We start from the raw sequence: 17,752 nt of genomic DNA, 5'->3' as shown, positions 1-17,752 counted from the left end.
ACTTCTGATAGATAGAGGAAAGACCTGGATGAACCATACTTCGCAGAACGTAACCACGCAAGATTTTGTGCTTGCCATCGATTTTGGAGGCACAAAAATTGCGATTGCAACCGCTGACTCTGAGGGGCAGATCCTGGAGCAGGCGCGGCTTGAGACCAGGGCCGTGCTAGGCGCGCAGCAAATCCTTGAGCGAACACTGATGAACGCTCAGGCGCTCATCGCCCAAACCATGATGGTAAGAGGGGGACAATGTGTTTCTGTTGGTGTCGCAACACCTGGGGTTGTTCGTGAAAAGGAAATATTGTTGTCGCCAAATATTCCGGGATGGGAGCAGGTTGCGCTCTGCGAAACCATGCGTATGGGTCTGAAGATCCCGGTGGTGGCGGTGGAGAACGATGTCAAAGCTGCTGCTCTGGCGGAAGTGCATTGGGGCGCGCTCCAGGGGGCGAATCCTGCGCTTTTCCTTAGCCTGGGGACCGGGGTCGCCGCCGCGATTGTGGTTGATGGACGCGTACTTTCTGGGGCGCATGGAGCCGCTGGGGAGATTGGCTACAATTTGCGTAGTGTGTCTGATCATTTCGGAGCAGCACAAGGACGAGCACCGCTGGAAGAGTTTGTGGGTGGGCGTTTTATAGGTGAGCGCGCGAGCGATCTGCTAGGCGAGCCACTTAGCGCGGCCGAGGCGTTCGCTCATCCAGATGCTCGCGTCCAGGATCTAGTGCAAGAAACGCTAGCTGAATTGGCGTTTCACATCGCCAATGTCTCGATTCTCCTTGATCCGGCACGTGTAGCTGTTGGTGGAGGCTTGATGAACTCGGGAGCGCTTATCTTGCGTGCTCTGGCATCCCGCCTGGCGTTTGCGGTGCCCTTCCCACCGGAACTCGTCCCGGCAAAGTTTCTAGATGACGCATCGCTGTATGGAGCCATTGCCCTGGCCTTGAGAGCCGTTCAGCATACAGATGTCCGCGTCCACACTGGTTTCTGATCTGGCTCTTCTCTCAATGAGCAGAAGCAAGCAGCAGGATGAACCTTATGCAGATTCATCCTGCTGCTTTTATGTGTAACGGTGGCGCGACTTATGCAGTTTCAGGACTCAGCGGACTTTCTGGTTCGCGCTGGCGTATGGCGGTTCGAACGCTGGCTGGTCGCCAGTAGCCAGAGACGACAAAGATGGTGGGGACAAAAACGATCAGGCCTGCAATACAGACCCACCACCAGGTCGCCCATTGCTGTCCATCAAGCTGATTTCTGACCACGAAGGAGAAGGCCAGGGTCGAGAGGACCACGACCATGCGTAGAATAAAGCCCTCGACCGCCATGCCAGTGGCGACCAGGGCAGGATTAATGTCCTCAATGGTCTCCGTATAGGCCGCCATCCAGGTGACATAGCCGATGGCCAGCGTAATACCGAAGAGGCTGAGGAAGACGGCCATCAGCGCTGCATCTGTGGGAACACCAATGCGGCTAATAAAGAGTAGGGTCACGATAATAGTGGCGATGGCGCCAAAGAGCATATAGGGCTTGCGTACCAGAGTACGATCAGAGATGAAACCAATAATGATCGCGGCGGCTACATTGACGAGCCAGAATATACTAACCAGCCCGTTGGCCTGGGCGACCGTGAACTTGAAAATGCTGCTCAGGTAGAGGGGGAAGAAGCCGACAGCGGCAAAGTACATAAGCAAGTAGAGGCTGATGCCCAGCGCGCTAACGACCAGGCGAGGATTAAGCATTTGCCGCCAGGGATGTCTGGTTGCCTCTTCGGGATCGATGTTGCGCGCACGGGCCTCGACAAGTTCTTTCTCTTGCATAGAATTCATGACCTGGTCGCGTAACCGGGGCGAGAGCTCGCGTAGGAAGAAGAAGCAAATCAGGAAGACGATAAAGCCAACGATCCCGGCGATGACGTACTGCGATTGCCAGGAGCCATACGAGGAGAGCGTCTGACTGGCAACGCCGGTTGCCAGGACGCTGCCGCCCACGGGCCCTACTGTCCAGAAGCCCATAGCCAGGGCGCGGCCAAAGCGAGGCGAGAAGTCGCGCACCAGCGCTGGGGTAACGACCAGGATAATGCCCTCGATGAAGCCAACGACCCAGATGAGGAGCAGGAAGAGCCAGAGGGAACTGGCTAACGCGATTATCAGGGTTCCAATGGCGGTGACCAGCAGACCATAAATGATCAGGGTGCTGCGTCCGATGCGGTCGGAGAGACTGCCAAAGATGGCCGAGAGTGCTCCAAGGAGATTGCTTACTAGCAAGAAACGCGAGTAGTCGGCGACCGAGAGGCCAAACGTATGCAGGACCAACGGTGCGACCGAGGGGAGGACATACGATTCATAATACAGGATGATGGTTGCGATGACGGCAAGCGCTAGATACCAGATGCGTTGCGCGTTGGTGGGATAGTGTTCAAGGCTGCGCTGCCCGGTTGCGATGCGAAAAGTGCTCATCTCAAACCTCCTGATACCCACTTGCTTGTACAACAATGTACGAGCATGATTGTGAAACGCGTACGAATGAACGGTACTACGAGCGATCAAAGAGTGATCATCCTCACCACCTGAAGCGAGAAAACGCCCCAGGCGGCGAGAGAGGGGTCTTGCGTTGTCATCAGCTAAAGGACTGGTTTAGGGCTGACGTCTCGGTAGGGCGGCGCTAAAGGTGCCGCTGACCTTGATATCCCCGTTCTGGTCTACCGCCTGCACCGAGCCTGTCGCGCGCGTCTCGCCCTCCACATCATTGATCTCGGTGATCTTGCCGGTGCAGGTGATCACGTCACCAATGCGCGTCATCCCCTTGAAGCGGACACCAAACTTGCGTAGCGCGAGCGGGCCAAAGGCATCGCTGAGCATCTGGCCTACGAAGCCCATGATGAGCATGCCATGCGCGATGATGCCACCCGTTCCTATAGCCTGGCCCACGGCGGGATCAGTATGTAAGGGATTGAAATCGCCCGAGGCGCCCGCGTAGCGCACCAGTTGTAGGTGCGTCACGGGCTGCGTTGTCAAGGGAGGAAGGGAATCGCCTTCGTGAGCATCCTCGGCATAAAGCCATGTGTGGTTTGATGTGGTCATGCGTTGGCCTCCTTGCTTGCTGGAGAGGATTGCTCGCGAATGACGATGGTGCTGCGCGTTTTGAGCACAGGTTGCTGCTGCTGATTGGTGTACTCTGTCTCCGTCGTGATGATATCCATGGAGAGGCCATCGCGTCCCTGGCGTGTCTTACCATCAGCAACTGTCGTCACCCCTGTCAGGGTTTCGCCGGGATAGATGGGCGCCAGGTACTCATACTCCTCCTCACCATGCAGAATACCTTTGACGTTAATGCCCAGGCTACCCAGGTCGTTTCCGCGCTGGCGGGCGCCCCAGAAGCTAAACATGGTTGGCGTGGTAGGCGAGATGGGCACATCGGGAAAGCCCTGCGCCTGGGCCGCTTCCCGACTATGATAGACCGGGTTGTCGTCCCCAATGGCAGTGGTCAACTCGTGGATCTTTTGCCGGTGTACCTCGGTCTTGAAGGGAGCAAAGCGATGACCGATCTTGCTTGTATCGAACATAGTTTTCTCCTTGCTTAGTGTGGGCCGCCGGAGACATAGATGATCTGTCCATTGACGTAGCTTGACTCTTCTGAGGCCAGGAAGCAAATAACGTTAGCCACGTCGCGTGGCTGTCCAACACGCCTGACGGGAATGACCTTGGAGGCGGCTTCAATGCGTTCTTGGGGATCGAAGCCCATCCTGCGGGCCGTGGCGCGCGTCATCTCGGTATCGATAAAGCCGGGTGCGACGGCATTGGTGGTGATGCCAAAGGGGCCTAACTCTATAGCAAGCGTGCGTGTGAGGCCTTGTAGGCCCGCCTTCGCCGTTGAGTAGTTGGCCTGGCCGCGGTTGCCCAGAGCCGAGGTCGAGGAGAGCGAGACGATACGTCCATAACGCTGTTTGACCATATAGGCCTGGGCGGCCCGGCTACAGAGGAAGGCGCCCCGCAGATGGACATTCATGACTGTCTCCCAGTCATCATCGCTCATCTTGAAGAGCAGATTATCGCGTAAAACGCCAGCGTTATTCACCAGGATATCGAGGCGTCCAAAGTGTTCCACACCTTGCTGGAAGGCAGACTCGACCATGGCTTTATCTGCGACGTTGCACTGCACAATCAGTCCCTTCGCATCAATGCGCTCGATATCGGCCAGCACCTGCTGGCAGCCCTCGGTATCGATATCCGCGAGAATGACGCTCGCGCCATCTTCGGCCAGGCGCAGTGCCGTTGCGGCCCCAATGCCGCGCCCAGCTCCGGTGACAAAGGCTACACGTCCATCAAGTTTACCCATGTGTCTCTTTCTCCATTCATATAGTCAGTAACAGTAAGATCGCATCGTGTGGTGCTTGCTTTCCAACAAGCCACCTATGGCTCTTGCCAGGTCAGTAAAACATCGAGTGCCTCGATAGTGGTTGCATCAACCAGCAGTGGATTGATCTCCAGGGCGGCAAGCTCTGGTCCTAGACCCTGTGCCAGGAGCGAGATGTGGTAGATGACCTGGCTTAACGCATCCAGATTAACAGCGTGGTGGCCACGACTACCACGTAGCAGGACGGCTCCACGTAGCTCATTGAGCATGCTATGAATCTCTTCCTGGTTCACGGGGAGCACGCGCACACTGGTATCCTGAAGCGCCTCGGTCCAGATGCCACCCAGTCCCAGCGAGAGCACCAGCCCCCAGAGGGGATCGCGGATGACGCCGACCAGGAGTTCCAGGCCAGCCGAACGCATCGGGCTAATCAGGAAGCCTTCTAGCTCTGCTCGGGGAAGCGTCGAGCGGACGCGCTCGTGCATCGTGTCGTAGCTCTGGCGAAGCGCCTCCTCGCTGTTGATGTTGAGCGCCACACCGCCCACATCACTCTTGTGCGCAATCTCGGCCGATTGAACCTTGAGGGCCAGGGGAAAGCCAAGCTCCTGCGCGGCTTGCAGCGCCTCATCGAGCGTTGTCACCAGCCTCCCCGGAACAACAGGAATGCCTGCCTGCTGCAAGAGCACGCGTGCTCGCGCCTCTGACCATGTTCCCCGGAGGGGAGCGGAGTGGGATGATATGGCGATTGGCTCCTGCGTAAAGGATTCGCCTGGTGAGGTTCGGTGCGCTTCAGCCCACCAGAGGAGCCGACCGATGGCGCGCATGCCATGTTCGAGGCCCGCGACAAAGTGTAGCCCCGTGCGCTCAACGAGCGTGCGAGCCGTATTGGTCAGATCCAGGCAGGTGTTAGAGACGAGAACAACCGGGTGGGGCGAGCCACGCACAATCTCCGCGAGATGTTGATAGAGTGCGACATGGTTCTCTAGAGCAACAGGATCGAGCGGACGATTCCCCTCAATGCTTACCAGGTTAAAAATGAAGTCGATGTTGGGGTCCCGAACCACGACCTCAAGCGCCCGTGATTGCAGGGTCCCATCCACGACGATATAGCCTGTGACATCCAGGGGATTATGTGGCGTGGAGAAGGGCGGTAGAATGCTTTGGAGCTGTGCGAGCGTCTCGGGCGCGAAGTCCGGGAGCGTAATCCCTTCATCCTGGGCCAGGTCAGAGAGAATATCGCACGCGCCACCCGAAGGGGTCACGATGCCCATGCGTCGCCCTGGCAGGGGGTGAATATTGCCTGCAAGTCCTGCTGTGATGAGCAGATCCTCCAGCGAGTGTACGCGCATGATCCCGAGCTGGCGAAAGATGGCATCGTTCACCTTATCGTCGCCTACTATGGCCCCAGTGTGGGAGAGCGCCGTGCGAGCGCTGGTCTCGCTACGTCCAATTTTGAGGGCCACGATGGGTTTGCCACGTGCGCGTGCCTTGGCGGCGATGCGACGTAGCTCATCTGGATGGCGAATGCTCTCAAGGAAGAGCGCGATTGAGCATGTCGACTCATCCTCCAGCAGGTAGTCAACCACATCCGTGACCGAGATCATGCTCTCATTGCCCATGGAGACGAGCAGGCTCAAACCAATGGCGTGCGCCTGGGCGAAAGCGAGGACCGCGCTGGCAAGTGCTCCGCTCTGAAGTACAACTCCTACTGGCCCGGCGGCAAGCGGCGGTGAGATTGGCAGGCCATAGGGCGTGACCCGGCTCGTCACATTGATAAAGCCGTTACCGTTGGGACCAAGCAACACCAGGTCATGTTCCCTGGCGAAGGCGAGGAGTTCGCGCTCCATGCGCGCCCCTTCCGCCCCTACCTCGCTATAGCCGGAGGTAAGCACGACGAAATGCCGCGTTCCCGCCGCGGCGGCTTCCTGCACGGTAGGGAAGACGCTGTGGGTGGGGACCATAATAAAGGCCAGGTCTACCGGCTCGGGCAGATCCCGTAAGGATTTGTAGGTGCGCTCCCCGTGCGCGGTCTCGCGAAAGGGATTGATCAGGTAGACCGGGCCGGGAAATTCGAAGCGCTTGAGATTCTCAAATGTGCAGAGTGACCAGCGCGAGTTATCGGTCGCCCCAACCAGGGCAATGCTCTGGGGGCGAAAAAAGGTGTGGAGCCGTTCAGGTGATATATGATATCTCTCAGGCATGCTCGTATACCTCTCATAGGTTACCTGATAGCTGTAGGGTCTATGCTGGCATGGACTTATGCTTGCAAACTGAGCGCATCCTCCAGCGAGAGGAGTCTACGCCAGCATGGACTCTACAGCTATGCTGCCAGGCGAAAATAGGGGAGCGTCACACCATCTTCGGCGGCGAGAAACGTTACCTCGACCGCGGCACCGATGGTGACCTGCTCACGCGTAGCATCAGTGATACGCGACATCATACGAACGCCTTCTTCTAGCTCTATGATACCGACGATGAAAGGAGCCTCCGCCGCATAGGGACCAAAGGCCTGGTGGACAACCGTAAAGGCATAGAGTGTCCCCCTGCCCGAGGCGGTGATCCAGGTTAGCTGGTCCGAAAAGCAATGTGGACAGAGCGCGCGTGGATAGAACACTGCTCGCGCACACGCCTGGCAGCGCTGGATGCGCAACTCACCATGTGCGAGACCCTCCCAGTAGGGTTGCGAGTCGCTGTCGATCAAGGGTTGAGGAGGCTGGGCTGTCATAAGCGTCAATCCTTTCCAAGCAGAACCGTGGCCGCCGACGAGAGGACGCCGCCCGTGCCGTGAGCCAGGGCAATGTGCGCGCCCTCGACCTGGCGCGGACCACACTCTCCTCGCAACTGGCGCGTGGCCTCAATGAGCAGAAAGATGCCATACATCCCTGGATGACAGTACGAGAGTCCACCGCCATTCGTGTTCATGGGGAAGGTGCCGCCTGGCGCGGTTCGCTGTCCGCTGACAAAGGCCCCGCCCTCGCCCTTCCCGCAGAATCCCAGGGCCTCCAGGGTGAGCAGGACCGTGATCGTAAACGAATCATAGATCTCCGCGACATCGATCTCGGCAGGGGTCAATCCTGCTCGGGCGAAGGCGTCTCGCCCAGAGGCTGCAGCCGCCTGGTGGCTCGCCAGGTTGGGCATATTGGTGATCGTGTTGTGGGTATGAGCCTCCCCATGCCCCAGAACCCAGACCGGCGCTTTACGCATCTGCCGGGCGCGTGATGCGGAGGCGACGACCACCGCCCCCCCACCATCGGTCACCAGGCAGCAATCAAGCAGGTGCAGTGGCTCGGCGATCCAGCGTGAGTTAAGCACATCCTCAATGCTGATGGGCTCGCGCTTCATCGCTTTTTCATTCAGCGTGGCCCATTTACGCGTTGCGACCGCGACCTCGGCCAGTTGCTCGCTGGTCGTGCCATACTCAAACATATGCCGGCTCGCCGCCAGGGCATAGGCTCCCACGGGTGCTGGCAGACCGAAGGGTCCTTCATATTGCTCTGTGAGGCGATAATAGGGCTGCCCGCGCCCGCGAGCCCGGTCCGAGCGTTGCGTGCTCCCATAGGTAATGAGGGCGACCTCGAAGAGGCCGGCCTCGATACCCGCGAGCGCGTGGCCGATATGGGCCTCAAAGGAGGAGCCCCCGATATTGGTTGTGTCGGTGTACCTGGGCTGGATACCCAGGTACTCGGCCAGCATCAGGTTGGGGGACCAGGCCCAGTTGCCAGCGCAGAAGAGGGCCTCCACATCTTGCAAGCCCAGTCCCGCGTCCTCCAGGGCGGCCCTGGCCGCCTGGGCCTGGAGTTGTAGCACGGTCTTATCAGGCGTGCTCCCGAGATCTGATTCGGCCACGCCAACGATAGCGGCTTTGGGTGACGAGCTCATACAAGCTCCTCACCAAGCCTGACATAGCCACGCAAAAGATCGCGCGAAATGATAAAGCGCTGGATCTCGTCGGTACCCTCAAAGATACGCCAGACGCGCATCTCGCGGTACCAGCGCTCGATGGGGAGCTCCTTGGTGTAGCCCATGCCGCCGTGAATCTGCATGACACGGTCGGCGACCTGGTTGGCCATATTGGAGCCATAGAGCTTGGCGATCGAGGCCGCGTGCCGCGTATCCAGACCCTCTTCAGCCATCCAGGCGGCATGCAGCGCTAGCCAGCGCGTCGCCTCAATCTCCACACGTGAGTCAGCGATCATCCACTGGATGGCCTGACGTTCCGCGATGGGCTTGCCAAAGGTGGAGCGCGTCTTGGCGTAGTCGATACCCATCTGGAGCAGGCGTTCGGCAGCTCCCACGGCCCGGGCGGCGATGTTCCAGCGCCCCGCACCGATCCATTGCATGCCCAAAGTGAAGCCCTGGTTGAGCTCGCCCAGAATATTCTCTTCAGGCACACGCACATTCTCGAAATAGAGCGAGGCCGGTCCCCACTCGCCCATGGTATGGATATAGTTTGAGCGCCAGCCCATCTCGCGATCGACGAGGAAGCAGGTCACACCACGCGCGCCACGCTCCTTATCGGTAACGGCGAAGACCATCGTAAAGTCGGCCTCATTACCATTGGTGATAAAGACCTTCTCTCCATTGAGCACCCAGTGCTTCCCATCCTTGACCGCCGACATCTTGATATTGGCGGCATCCGAGCCCGCGCCTGGCTCGGTCAGGGCAAAGCAGGAGCGTCGCTCGCCATTGATGGTGGGGATGAGGTAGCGCTGCTTCTGCTCCTCATTGCAGTGATAGAGGATATTATCGGCGGAGCCGCCAAAGGCGAAGGGGACAAAGGTATGTGAGAGCTCCATAATGATAATCGCCGTCATCACTGATCCCAGGTTGGCCCCGCCATACTCCTCAGGCGTATTAATGCCCCAGAAGCCCAGCTCTTTGGCCTTCTGCTGAAGCTGGCGTAGCTGCTCGCGTTCGATGCCTACACGCCCCTCACGCTCATTGCGTAGAACATCGCCCTCCAGTGGGAGCAACTCTTTTTGCACGAAGGCGCGAACCGTGTCTCTGACCATTTTCTGTTCATCGGTTAAGCGGAAATCCATGGTGGTCGTTCCTCCTAATTGTGTAATGACGTAGTAGCAGGAAGCATGAAGGCGCGTAAGCGCTCGGCACACCTGCGTAAGCGAAAATGGTTATGCCTGCTCTACAGGTGGATGTAAGAGCTGTGCATGGAAGTAGGCGAGTTGAGTGGAAATATAGGTTTCCAGGTCAATGTTGTTAGACGCGAAGTGCCAGGTCTTCTGCAAGGCCCAGAGATGTCCCAGCCCCAGGACATTGGCGGCCAGAATACGCGGTTGTGGCATATCTGGCCTGAAGACGCCAGCTTGCTGCCCCTCTTGGAAGAGGGCGACGAAATAATCATCGAGGCGATGAATAGGCCCTAGAATGCGTTGCCGTGTCTCGCGTTTGAGCGTTGAGAGGTCACGATACATGATCAGGAGCCGTTTGGATGTGCTATCGAGTAGCGTGTAGAGCTCTCGTACAAGCGCATCAAAGCGCTCCAGGGGATTAGCGATTGTATTAGCCCGCTCAAGGACGTCGCGGTAAATCGTGACGGCGTCCTCACAGCAGGCCAGTAGGATCTCTTCTTTGCTGGGAAAAATATAGTAGATAAGGCCAGTACTGATCCCGGCGGCCCGGGCGATATCTGGCATAGTCGTCCCATGGTAGCCCTTGCGGCTGAAGAGGTCACGCGCGGCAGTGATAATATCCTTGCGGCGTGCATCGCGGATAGCAGTGGTTGGCATAGGTCACCCGCATTCTTCCTTGAATGTCGGACGTTACTACGAGGGAGAATATACAACAAGATGTATCATCAGTGATACCTGTATCAGAGCGCTGGCACGTATAGTATCAGCCCCATCAAGATAAACTATGTATTAGGGATAACATATTTCAATTGAATAGTCAATAGGGATTCCAGGGACGCACAGGGTCTCTCAAATATATGAGAAGCCTTATTTTCTGCTTGACAATTCTCGTGCTTTCTGGTAGTTTCTTCTTCTAGAACGTACACAGACGACTCCTCTGGCAATCGATGAAATATGCTGAAGTAATCGACGTCGCCGATATCTGAAGAACATTTGGAGGGAGCCATATGCGCGAATCCACCCTTTCGCTCAAAGAACGTCAACGTCAGCAACGTGAGCAGCTTATTCTCCATGCCTCGGAGGAAATTCTGCTGGAGAAGGGCTATCATGAGATGTGTATGGACGAGGTGGCTGCACGTGTGGGTATTGCCAAAGGAACCCTCTACCTGCATTTTTCCCGCAAAGAAGACCTGGTTCTGGCCCTACTCGAGTTGCAGATGCAAGCTATCTTGCTGAATGTGCAGGAGGCGGTATCCGCGCCTGGCTCGGTGCGTTCGCGCCTGGAAACGCTACTTGCGACGAGCTATATGCGTTTAAAAGGTGAGCATGGGCGTCTCTTTTATGCGCTTTTCGGTGCCGTTGAACTTCGACCTCTCTTGCGATCCCGCCACCATGCCCTGCTCGATCAGCTTTTAAGCAGCCTTGAAGTTTTGCTCAATGAGGGGAAAGCTTCCGGTGAGTTCGATCCCGCCATTCCCACCACGATTATGCTGCATACCTTCTCCAGCCTCCTTGCCTCCTATCCCTTTAAACGCTTGCTTTTGGAGGAGACGGTAACTCCTGAGGAACTGGTGCAATACGTAGGAAAAATTTTCTTCCGTGGCGTGGCCAATCCCCAGCGTGCCTATGTGGAGTCGCTGGCCTGAATAGCACTCCTGTAAGGTTATTGGCTTGCCAATTCGCGTGCGATACCTGGGCTATGTTCTTCTCGGTACAATGAAAACGAGGTTGCAACACCCACGTTGTTGTCCTCTCACTGTGTCAGCATGTAAGATTTCTGCGCACAATCACTGACATGCGCGCTACCGAAAAGGAGTATCTCAATGAGTCGCAAGTCTGAGCATGAGAATGAGAAGCAGCAGAAGACCAATCGCAAAGAGAAAGATACGGATCAGTCTCAGGTGGTCAATGATGAGGATATTCCTGTAGAGTCGAAAGAGCAGGCTATTGAGGAGATCCGCGAGGCCGCTGAGAAATCTGGTTATGCCAAGCAGGTGCAAGAGGAGACCAACAAGCGCGAGCGTGGCGAAAAAAATCGCTAGCCTCTCCTTGCTCCAGACTGCCAGTAGTACCAGTTGGCCCTTATCGGGGCGCATCACATGAGCGATGCCCCCGATTATTTATGTCTACAAACAGTAGTAGGGTAAGCGCCGTGCGCCTTGCTCCATGACTGGAGTAGGTTTCACTGCGCTCCCCCCGAACTAACCGTACACGTTTCCGTGTAGTTAGCTCTCCGGTTTTCTCTAAGTGCTTCTTTTCGCTTAACTTGCCTGCGTGCAGTTCGTCATGACACTCAACACAGAGGATCATGGTTTTCCGGCGTCGCTCTATCATCTGGCGTTCCCAGGCTTCTTTTCCTTTGAGATTTCCTAGTTTCCGTACATGGTGTACTTCCATTTGCCCTCTTGAGGTGCCGCACCACTCGCATGTGTGTGCAAGGAGGCGCTTTCCTAATTCAGTTCGGCTTGTATACGGATGCGTGTTTGGGAGAAGATCCGGGTCACGCCGCGCCACTTTTTCTTTCATGAGTTGCCTCGTGGATGAGACAAGTTCATACTCCTTGATGGGTTTTCCCTCTTCACTGAGAGTAACCACATATTGGTTTGGCCCTCTTTTCAGGTTCTGAGCAACCTTCTTGAGAGAACTCCGGCGTTTGTTTGCCAGAGTCCGTAAAAAGCTGCTCGTTGTGAGCCAGAGGAGTGATGGTGCGACTAACTTCTACAGTTCTAGCTGGCGCAGCCAGCGATACGTGAATGCCGTGAAACGGCGCACTCTTAAAATGATGACGAATATGCCTATAAGTCATCCGTTCAGACGGCTAGCCGTCTGGGGAGAACTGCGGCTCCCGCTACTCCTCGCCCCACTTGCAAAGGGTCGGAGTTACTTTTGCGTAAGATGTTGTACGATCCGTTGATATCGGCATGAATGAGGTGTCCATCCCTGGCACGATACCAACTGCGAGCCACACGCTTGCCTGAGAACACTGGCTTCTCAGCCGTGTTGGCTTCATAGGTTGGGATGGGGTCGTCGTCCAGAAAACTGGCCTTGCTGGTGTAGCTTTCTTCTTGAAGGATAACCCTGATCCCAACCAGGTGCGCTTTGTAGGTCAACTGCTCAATGAAACGAGCATGGGGAAGCTGCACAAACTGCTGGTTGTTCCTGCGCCCCATGGTCACCTCTTGTTTCCACAAGGGGTTCTTGCCAATCACCAGCGTTCCGATGCCTCCGCCCACCAGCAGATCAATGATGCGACGGCTGGCCGTGTGCAGATACGCATCCACACGGCGATTGCGCTTCGTCGTCACACGATCCAACTGGCGCGAGGTGTATCGGTTCTCATGCGCGAGGCGTTGCTGCTGCTTGGCGCGCTCTTTGTTGTAGCACTGATTGAGGCTTTTGAGGGGTTTGCCACTCACCAGACGAGGCACAAAACCAGGTTTGTCGCTGGTGATGGCTGCGAGCACGTTGACACCTACATCCATGGCTGCCCGAAGCTGTGGGTTGACCGCAGCCGGTTGGATCTCCTGCTCATAGACGACTTCGACCATGTAGCCATCAGCGCGTGGAACGATGCGAACCTGCCGGATGGCTTCCCAGGTGATCTGAGTCGCGATCTCAATGGGAAGTCCTGATGGGACCAGCTTGCCTGTGCGCTTGAATACCCTCTTGCCCAGGGCTTTTTTCTCGTAGATGAGCAGAAAACGGCCTTTGGTCTTGTCTTGATAGCCAGGGATCTTGGGGCGTCCCGTGAAGATGGAGGGATCTTCGCGATAGGCCTCCATCCCTTCAAAAAAGCTGACCCAGTTGTGGTGGAGCTGAATGAGGATGGCATTACTGACTTTGCGAGGGAGGGCACAATAGGCCTCGTGGTGTTTCAAGCGATGGAAGATGGCAGCGTAGGGCAGGTAGGTTCCCTCGTGAATGAAGGCTTGCCGGACGTGGTAATTGGCCTGATTATAGAGGTTTTTGGAGGCAAAAGCTACCCGATCAATGACGGCAAAGCTTGCATCCTGATGACGAATGAGATGTCGTTCGACTAACTGCACCTTGTGCCTCCTCCCTTTCCAACCACACGTCCTTCGTGTCGGCAAACTGCTCTCTTCGGAGTTTATGCAAGAACATTCTTTCTAAAGTAACTCTACCAGAGATGTCTCCAGTTGTCAATATCTGGCATCATTTCTTGGAAACGTTTATCACACCCCAGTTTTATCTTCACATTAGTCTTACCGCTTCGCCAAAGGGAATGGCTTGTAGCGCGATTCCTCCTGGCGTCAGGACCCACAGGACTGGCAGCGATCCCTCTTGCTCTGGAAATGTCCCATATCCGTCGGTCAGGTAGACACACACGCCTGCCTGATTGGGATCATGCTCTTTCTCAATGGTTTCAAAGAAGGGACGAAAGCTGGTACCACCTCCACCGACTGGCCTGGGCAGGTGCGACGGGTCCTGACTCGTTAGCTCATAGGGACCATAGCAACTCGCGTCGACATAATATAAGTAGGCCTCCAGATGTGGATAGGCCTGGAGGATGCCTCGAACCTCGCTCAAAAAGAGGGAGAGTAGCTTGTTGTCGATGGAGCCACTGGTGTCAACGGCGATATAGACGCGTACTGACTCCCCCTGAAGCGTTTCCAGGTAGAGGCCGCGTCCTACAAAGCGCCGGTCAAAGCCCTGAAAGTCGTTGGGTGTCTGGACCAGGAAGCGCCAGAGGTAGCTGCGCCAGTCCAGTTGAGCCGGGTTGAGGTGCGACAGCTCACGCTCCATCCCACGCGGAAGGTTTCCCTGTCCCAGCATCTCCGCGAGCGCCTTTGCATGCTGTAACGCCTGGCGCCAGTGCTGCTCAAGCTCGGCATAGGTTGGCTGACCTGGGCCATCCATGGGTAGCAGATCTCCTACATGCAGCGTATATTTCCTGGCTTGCGTTTGAAGAATATGATAGATCTCTTCGACGCTCAGGTGCTCCAGTTTTGTGTCGCGTATATGCCCTGGTGGTAGTTCGAGGCCCTCTTGAGCGAGCACCATACCATTGACCACAATATCCGCCGCGATATTCCACATGAGTGGTTCGCGTGTGCCACATCTGGGAACGTGTAGTAGGGCCGCGTGCAGCGCTTCATGTGCCATCAATCCCAGTCGCTGCTTAGGTGTCAGCGTGTGCCAGAAGCTCGAATTGATAAAGATGTTTTTACCATCGGTGGCCGCGGTGGGGATGCGCGCTGTGATCTCGATCTGAGCGAAGAGGGTCAGTGTGGCGAAGAACGGCGCGCGCAGGCGCAGTTGTAAGATGGTCGCGCTGATCTGCCGTTGTAGCTCTGGGTTCTGCTCCATGGTCTGTTACCCCAACAAGGACATATAATCGCTGAACATCTGCTGGAGACGCTTATCTTGCTGCACCAGTCTGGCCAATTTCCCCAGTTCGTTGCGTGCCTGGACCAGCTTGAAGAGGTCGGTCGCAAAGAATTGTATCCACTCGGCACTCGCCTTCTCGCTGATCCACTGGAAGGCACTATAGATCTCCTGCATATTCGCCGCGCGCAGTGTAAGCGCCGTGGTGAGCGCATAGCGTAACGATGGCTCTTGGGGAAAGGCTATTTTTTGTCCATTCCCCTTGAGAATCGAGGCTACATCTGGAAGCTGGTTATAAATAGCGCAGAAGGCCTGGAATTCAGCCGCCGCTGCCTGTCCAATTACTGGATCAATTGGTAGTTCCGCGTGATAGAGCTGTGAGGCCATCATCCACGAGCGAGGCGAGGGCCAGGCTGGCTGTTGGGGATCAACTCGGTGCAGAAGTCCAGGCCGGAAGGAGAGAAACGCAAGTAGGCGCTCATGCAGTTCATGGGCCATGGCGTAGGTCTTAAAGCTCTCGAAATGTGGTTCAACCACCAGGTGGACAAAGCGGTTCGCCAGGGGCGTGGGCATCTCAAAGACCGAGGCGCGATCCTCTTTGCGGTTGCCCGCCGCCCAGATGAACCAGCCCTCAGGCACAGTATATGAGCCAACCTTGCGGTCGAGGATAAGCTGCTGCGCCATTCCCTGCATCGCCGGAGGGGCCATATTGAGTTCGTCCAGGAAGAGAATGCCCTCGCCCTCACGTGGCAGGAACTCCGGCGGATACCAGCGCGAAATGCCGTTTTCGGCGACGGGCAGGCCGCGCAGGTCGGTGGGTGCAAGCTGCGAGAGGCGCACGTCGATGAGGTCAATGCCATGGGCCTGTGCTGTCTGGGCCACGATGCTCGATTTGCCAATGCCTGGTGGTCCCCAGAGCATTGTGCTGAGCATCAGGCGTCGCTCGACCAGGGTATGGAGAAAGTGCGAGAGGGCTTCCGGTGTCATGATCATTCCTTACTTTTTCTCATCACGTAGGGCTAGCTGTTGGCGAGCAGCTGCGCGTACATAGCGATTGGCGTCCTGTGCCAGTTCCTTGAGCAATGCCATCGAGGCATTGGGATGCTGTGCGCTCTGGTAACGCTCGACAGGAATAGGCGAACGTGCGAATCCGTATAAAAATTGGATGGGTAATTTCTCATAACCTAGCAGTTTCATGCGCAGTGGGTCGTTAATACTGAATTGAAGTATATGTAAGAAATAATCGTGTAGTACCTGGATGCGTTTTTGTTTAGATACAACAGACTTCTGTAATATATCCTGTATCTGATACGGTTGTAGTCCTCGATAGAATCTTCCCCTTACATTATCTTGGTTGATAATGGCATCTAAAAGCTCCAGAGATGTCTGTGGAGATCGCCTGGGATGTGTTGGGGGAATGTGTGGATTGATTATCCTAATGTGTTCAAGGATGTCCAGTGGAATGCGAGGATTTCCTGCCAGCTTTTCAAGCACAAATGGTTCTGAATGGTGCATGAAGCGTTCGAATAGCTCTCTGGGTAGCTGTGAGTTGCCTGCAAGCTGGACCTGAATATCGCTATTTGCCTCTTCGGCCAGGAGAAAAAAGGCTTCTTGAGGTAGTGTTGGATTGTGTGCTACGGTCTGACGTACAATTGCTTTTTCATCCCTGGCCAGGGAGAGCAGAATATGTTGAGGTGCTTTGACATTACATGCCAGCGCCATCCGTACTTGATGAGAGCCATCTTGCGCGAGTCGGCTATACAGCTCAGTAGAAAGCCCATGTCTGGCCGCGACTATTTTGCGTATGATCATCTTAGTATCCTGGGCGAGCAGACTATAGATATGTTCTGCAATCCCATGTCTACCTGCTACTGTTTGGCGCACAATCTTATCGCTATCGTGAGCGAGTAGGCTGTAAATATGCTCTGCAAGCCCATGTCTGCTCGCAGTCGCTCTGCGCACTGTTACATCAGGATCTTGTGCGAGCGCCTCCAGCACAGGTATCTCAAGCTGTGGATGGAGAGCCGCCGCCCGTCTCAAGCGGGGATTGTTACTTGAGATAAGATGCTTGAGGAGTGCCTGTGGTAGTTTTCTGCGACTGGCCAAGCTATATTGTACCTGCGGTTCCTGGTCTTGCAGTAGCTGTTGGAGCACCTCCTCTGGAGTGTTGAGATGACGCGCGACGGCCTCGCGAACTTTGGCTTGCTGATGTTGAGCCAGGTCTCTTAATATGTCTTCGTCAATATTCGGGCAGCTATGTATAAGCGATACTATGGTGTCTGGATTGGTATGAAATTCCCCCTGGCGTAACCAGTGGTTGACCAAATCAGGGAGAACATTGCCTATAAGGAAATGCCCAGCGCCATATGAACTGTTGCCAAGTTGCTCTCTTGGCAAGAGGAGGTCGAGACGGATAGTTTGTGGATCTTGTGTGTTCTCTAGTTCACCTGCTACGCGAATATGAGCCTTACACGATCTGATGAGGTACTCTTTGATGTTTGATCTGCTCACAAAGGAATCCTGCTGAAACCATTGAATCCAATGCTGCGGAATCTCTTCACAACGTAGAAGCTGGAGCCAGGCCTTTGGCTGAGCCTTTTTGATAAAGTCTGGTTGTGCCAGATTGAGCAGTGGCAGGATAGGGTTCCGCAGAAACTCATGAGGAAACTCTTCTATCAACTTTAGCAGTTGGGGAAGTGGCGTGTTGGGATTCTGGGCTGTGGCGCGTCGCACCGCACCATTTGGGTCCAGGGCGAAGGCTTGGAGTAGGTTTGAGGGTGTGTTGGGATTCGCAGCGATGATGGGTTTAAGTTCGCGTTCTTGTGCCAGTTCAGCCAGGCGTACAGGTGTGGTTTCGGGATTGGCGGCCTCATTGGCATATGGATGTTTCTTTCTGCGGTGCCTCATGGTGGATGTGCTCTTTCACGTGCTATTTAGCGGATTCAATCTCTCGAAAGAGGGCATACTCA

The 17,752-nt window shown here is 55.7% G+C and carries 17 protein-coding genes; 3 read left to right on the top strand and 14 right to left on the bottom strand.

Annotation, left to right across the window (positions count from 1 at the left end; translation table 11 throughout):
• Positions 1 to 28: 28 nt before the first annotated feature.
• On the top strand, positions 29 to 985 hold the full coding sequence (locus JMJ04_RS00440; RefSeq protein ID WP_201368608.1) for an ROK family protein: 957 nt from the start codon (positions 29 to 31) through the stop codon (positions 983 to 985).
• 91 nt (positions 986 to 1,076) lie between these two features.
• Here the strand turns inward: JMJ04_RS00440 and JMJ04_RS00435 are convergent, their stop codons facing one another.
• The 9 genes from JMJ04_RS00435 to JMJ04_RS00395 all read right to left on the bottom strand — a co-directional run bounded on the left by JMJ04_RS00435 (position 1,077) and on the right by JMJ04_RS00395 (position 10,094).
• Positions 1,077 to 2,450 carry an MFS transporter gene (locus JMJ04_RS00435; protein WP_201368607.1) on the bottom strand — a complete coding sequence of 458 codons (1,374 nt, stop codon included), beginning with the start codon at positions 2,448 to 2,450 and terminating at the stop codon, positions 1,077 to 1,079.
• 177 nt (positions 2,451 to 2,627) lie between these two features.
• The gene (locus JMJ04_RS00430; RefSeq protein ID WP_201368606.1) at positions 2,628 to 3,074 is read right to left on the bottom strand and encodes a MaoC/PaaZ C-terminal domain-containing protein; all 447 of its coding nucleotides are present in this window, start codon (positions 3,072 to 3,074) and stop codon (positions 2,628 to 2,630) included.
• Positions 3,071 to 3,556, bottom strand: a complete 486-nt coding sequence (locus tag JMJ04_RS00425; protein ID WP_201368605.1) for an FAS1-like dehydratase domain-containing protein — start codon at positions 3,554 to 3,556, stop codon at positions 3,071 to 3,073. The genes JMJ04_RS00430 and JMJ04_RS00425 overlap by 4 nt, the downstream gene beginning before the upstream one ends.
• Before the next feature lie 14 nt (positions 3,557 to 3,570).
• Positions 3,571 to 4,329: an SDR family NAD(P)-dependent oxidoreductase gene (locus tag JMJ04_RS00420; RefSeq protein ID WP_201368604.1), complete on the bottom strand. Its 759-nt coding sequence runs from the start codon at positions 4,327 to 4,329 to the stop codon at positions 3,571 to 3,573.
• A gap of 74 nt (positions 4,330 to 4,403) precedes the next feature.
• Positions 4,404 to 6,548, bottom strand: a complete 2,145-nt coding sequence (locus JMJ04_RS00415; RefSeq protein WP_201368603.1) for an acetate--CoA ligase family protein — start codon at positions 6,546 to 6,548, stop codon at positions 4,404 to 4,406.
• A gap of 119 nt (positions 6,549 to 6,667) precedes the next feature.
• The gene (locus tag JMJ04_RS00410; protein WP_201368602.1) at positions 6,668 to 7,072 is read right to left on the bottom strand and encodes a Zn-ribbon domain-containing OB-fold protein; all 405 of its coding nucleotides are present in this window, start codon (positions 7,070 to 7,072) and stop codon (positions 6,668 to 6,670) included.
• A 5-nt stretch (positions 7,073 to 7,077) separates the two neighbouring features.
• The gene (locus JMJ04_RS00405) at positions 7,078 to 8,226 is read right to left on the bottom strand and encodes an acetyl-CoA acetyltransferase (RefSeq protein WP_201368601.1); all 1,149 of its coding nucleotides are present in this window, start codon (positions 8,224 to 8,226) and stop codon (positions 7,078 to 7,080) included.
• A complete protein-coding gene (locus tag JMJ04_RS00400; RefSeq protein WP_201368600.1) occupies positions 8,223 to 9,389 on the bottom strand; it encodes an acyl-CoA dehydrogenase family protein in 1,167 nt (388 codons plus the stop codon). The genes JMJ04_RS00405 and JMJ04_RS00400 overlap by 4 nt, the downstream gene beginning before the upstream one ends.
• A gap of 90 nt (positions 9,390 to 9,479) precedes the next feature.
• Positions 9,480 to 10,094, bottom strand: coding sequence for a TetR/AcrR family transcriptional regulator (locus JMJ04_RS00395; RefSeq protein WP_201368599.1), 615 nt, complete (start codon positions 10,092 to 10,094; stop codon positions 9,480 to 9,482).
• 350 nt (positions 10,095 to 10,444) lie between these two features.
• Here JMJ04_RS00395 and JMJ04_RS00390 point away from each other — a divergent pair, with 350 nt between their 5' ends.
• Both JMJ04_RS00390 and JMJ04_RS00385 read left to right on the top strand, forming a co-directional pair.
• Positions 10,445 to 11,083 (top strand): TetR/AcrR family transcriptional regulator, encoded by a 639-nt coding sequence (locus tag JMJ04_RS00390; RefSeq protein WP_201368598.1) that lies wholly within the window; start codon positions 10,445 to 10,447, stop codon positions 11,081 to 11,083.
• A 177-nt stretch (positions 11,084 to 11,260) separates the two neighbouring features.
• Positions 11,261 to 11,479, top strand: a complete 219-nt coding sequence (locus JMJ04_RS00385; RefSeq protein WP_201368597.1) for a hypothetical protein — start codon at positions 11,261 to 11,263, stop codon at positions 11,477 to 11,479.
• A 40-nt stretch (positions 11,480 to 11,519) separates the two neighbouring features.
• On the opposite strand, the gene JMJ04_RS48545 is transcribed toward JMJ04_RS00385, so the two are convergent.
• The 5 genes from JMJ04_RS48545 to JMJ04_RS00365 form a co-directional block, all read right to left on the bottom strand.
• On the bottom strand, positions 11,520 to 11,963 hold the full coding sequence (locus JMJ04_RS48545) for an HNH endonuclease (RefSeq protein ID WP_420799450.1): 444 nt from the start codon (positions 11,961 to 11,963) through the stop codon (positions 11,520 to 11,522).
• A gap of 284 nt (positions 11,964 to 12,247) precedes the next feature.
• Positions 12,248 to 13,483, bottom strand: a complete 1,236-nt coding sequence (locus tag JMJ04_RS00380; RefSeq protein ID WP_201368596.1) for an RNA-guided endonuclease InsQ/TnpB family protein — start codon at positions 13,481 to 13,483, stop codon at positions 12,248 to 12,250.
• A gap of 166 nt (positions 13,484 to 13,649) precedes the next feature.
• On the bottom strand, positions 13,650 to 14,765 hold the full coding sequence (locus JMJ04_RS00375) for a vWA domain-containing protein (protein WP_201368595.1): 1,116 nt from the start codon (positions 14,763 to 14,765) through the stop codon (positions 13,650 to 13,652).
• A 6-nt stretch (positions 14,766 to 14,771) separates the two neighbouring features.
• Positions 14,772 to 15,770 carry an ATP-binding protein gene (locus JMJ04_RS00370; protein ID WP_201368594.1) on the bottom strand — a complete coding sequence of 333 codons (999 nt, stop codon included), beginning with the start codon at positions 15,768 to 15,770 and terminating at the stop codon, positions 14,772 to 14,774.
• A gap of 9 nt (positions 15,771 to 15,779) precedes the next feature.
• A complete protein-coding gene (locus JMJ04_RS00365; RefSeq protein WP_201368593.1) occupies positions 15,780 to 17,690 on the bottom strand; it encodes a HEAT repeat domain-containing protein in 1,911 nt (636 codons plus the stop codon).
• Between the last annotated feature and the right edge of the window lie 62 nt (positions 17,691 to 17,752).

Source organism: Ktedonobacter robiniae (assembly GCF_016587375.1).
Classification (GTDB): Bacteria; Chloroflexota; Ktedonobacteria; order Ktedonobacterales; family Ktedonobacteraceae; genus Ktedonobacter; species Ktedonobacter robiniae.
The sequence above is the reverse complement of the archived record's forward strand: the minus strand, read 5'-3'. Positions and strand labels throughout refer to the sequence as shown.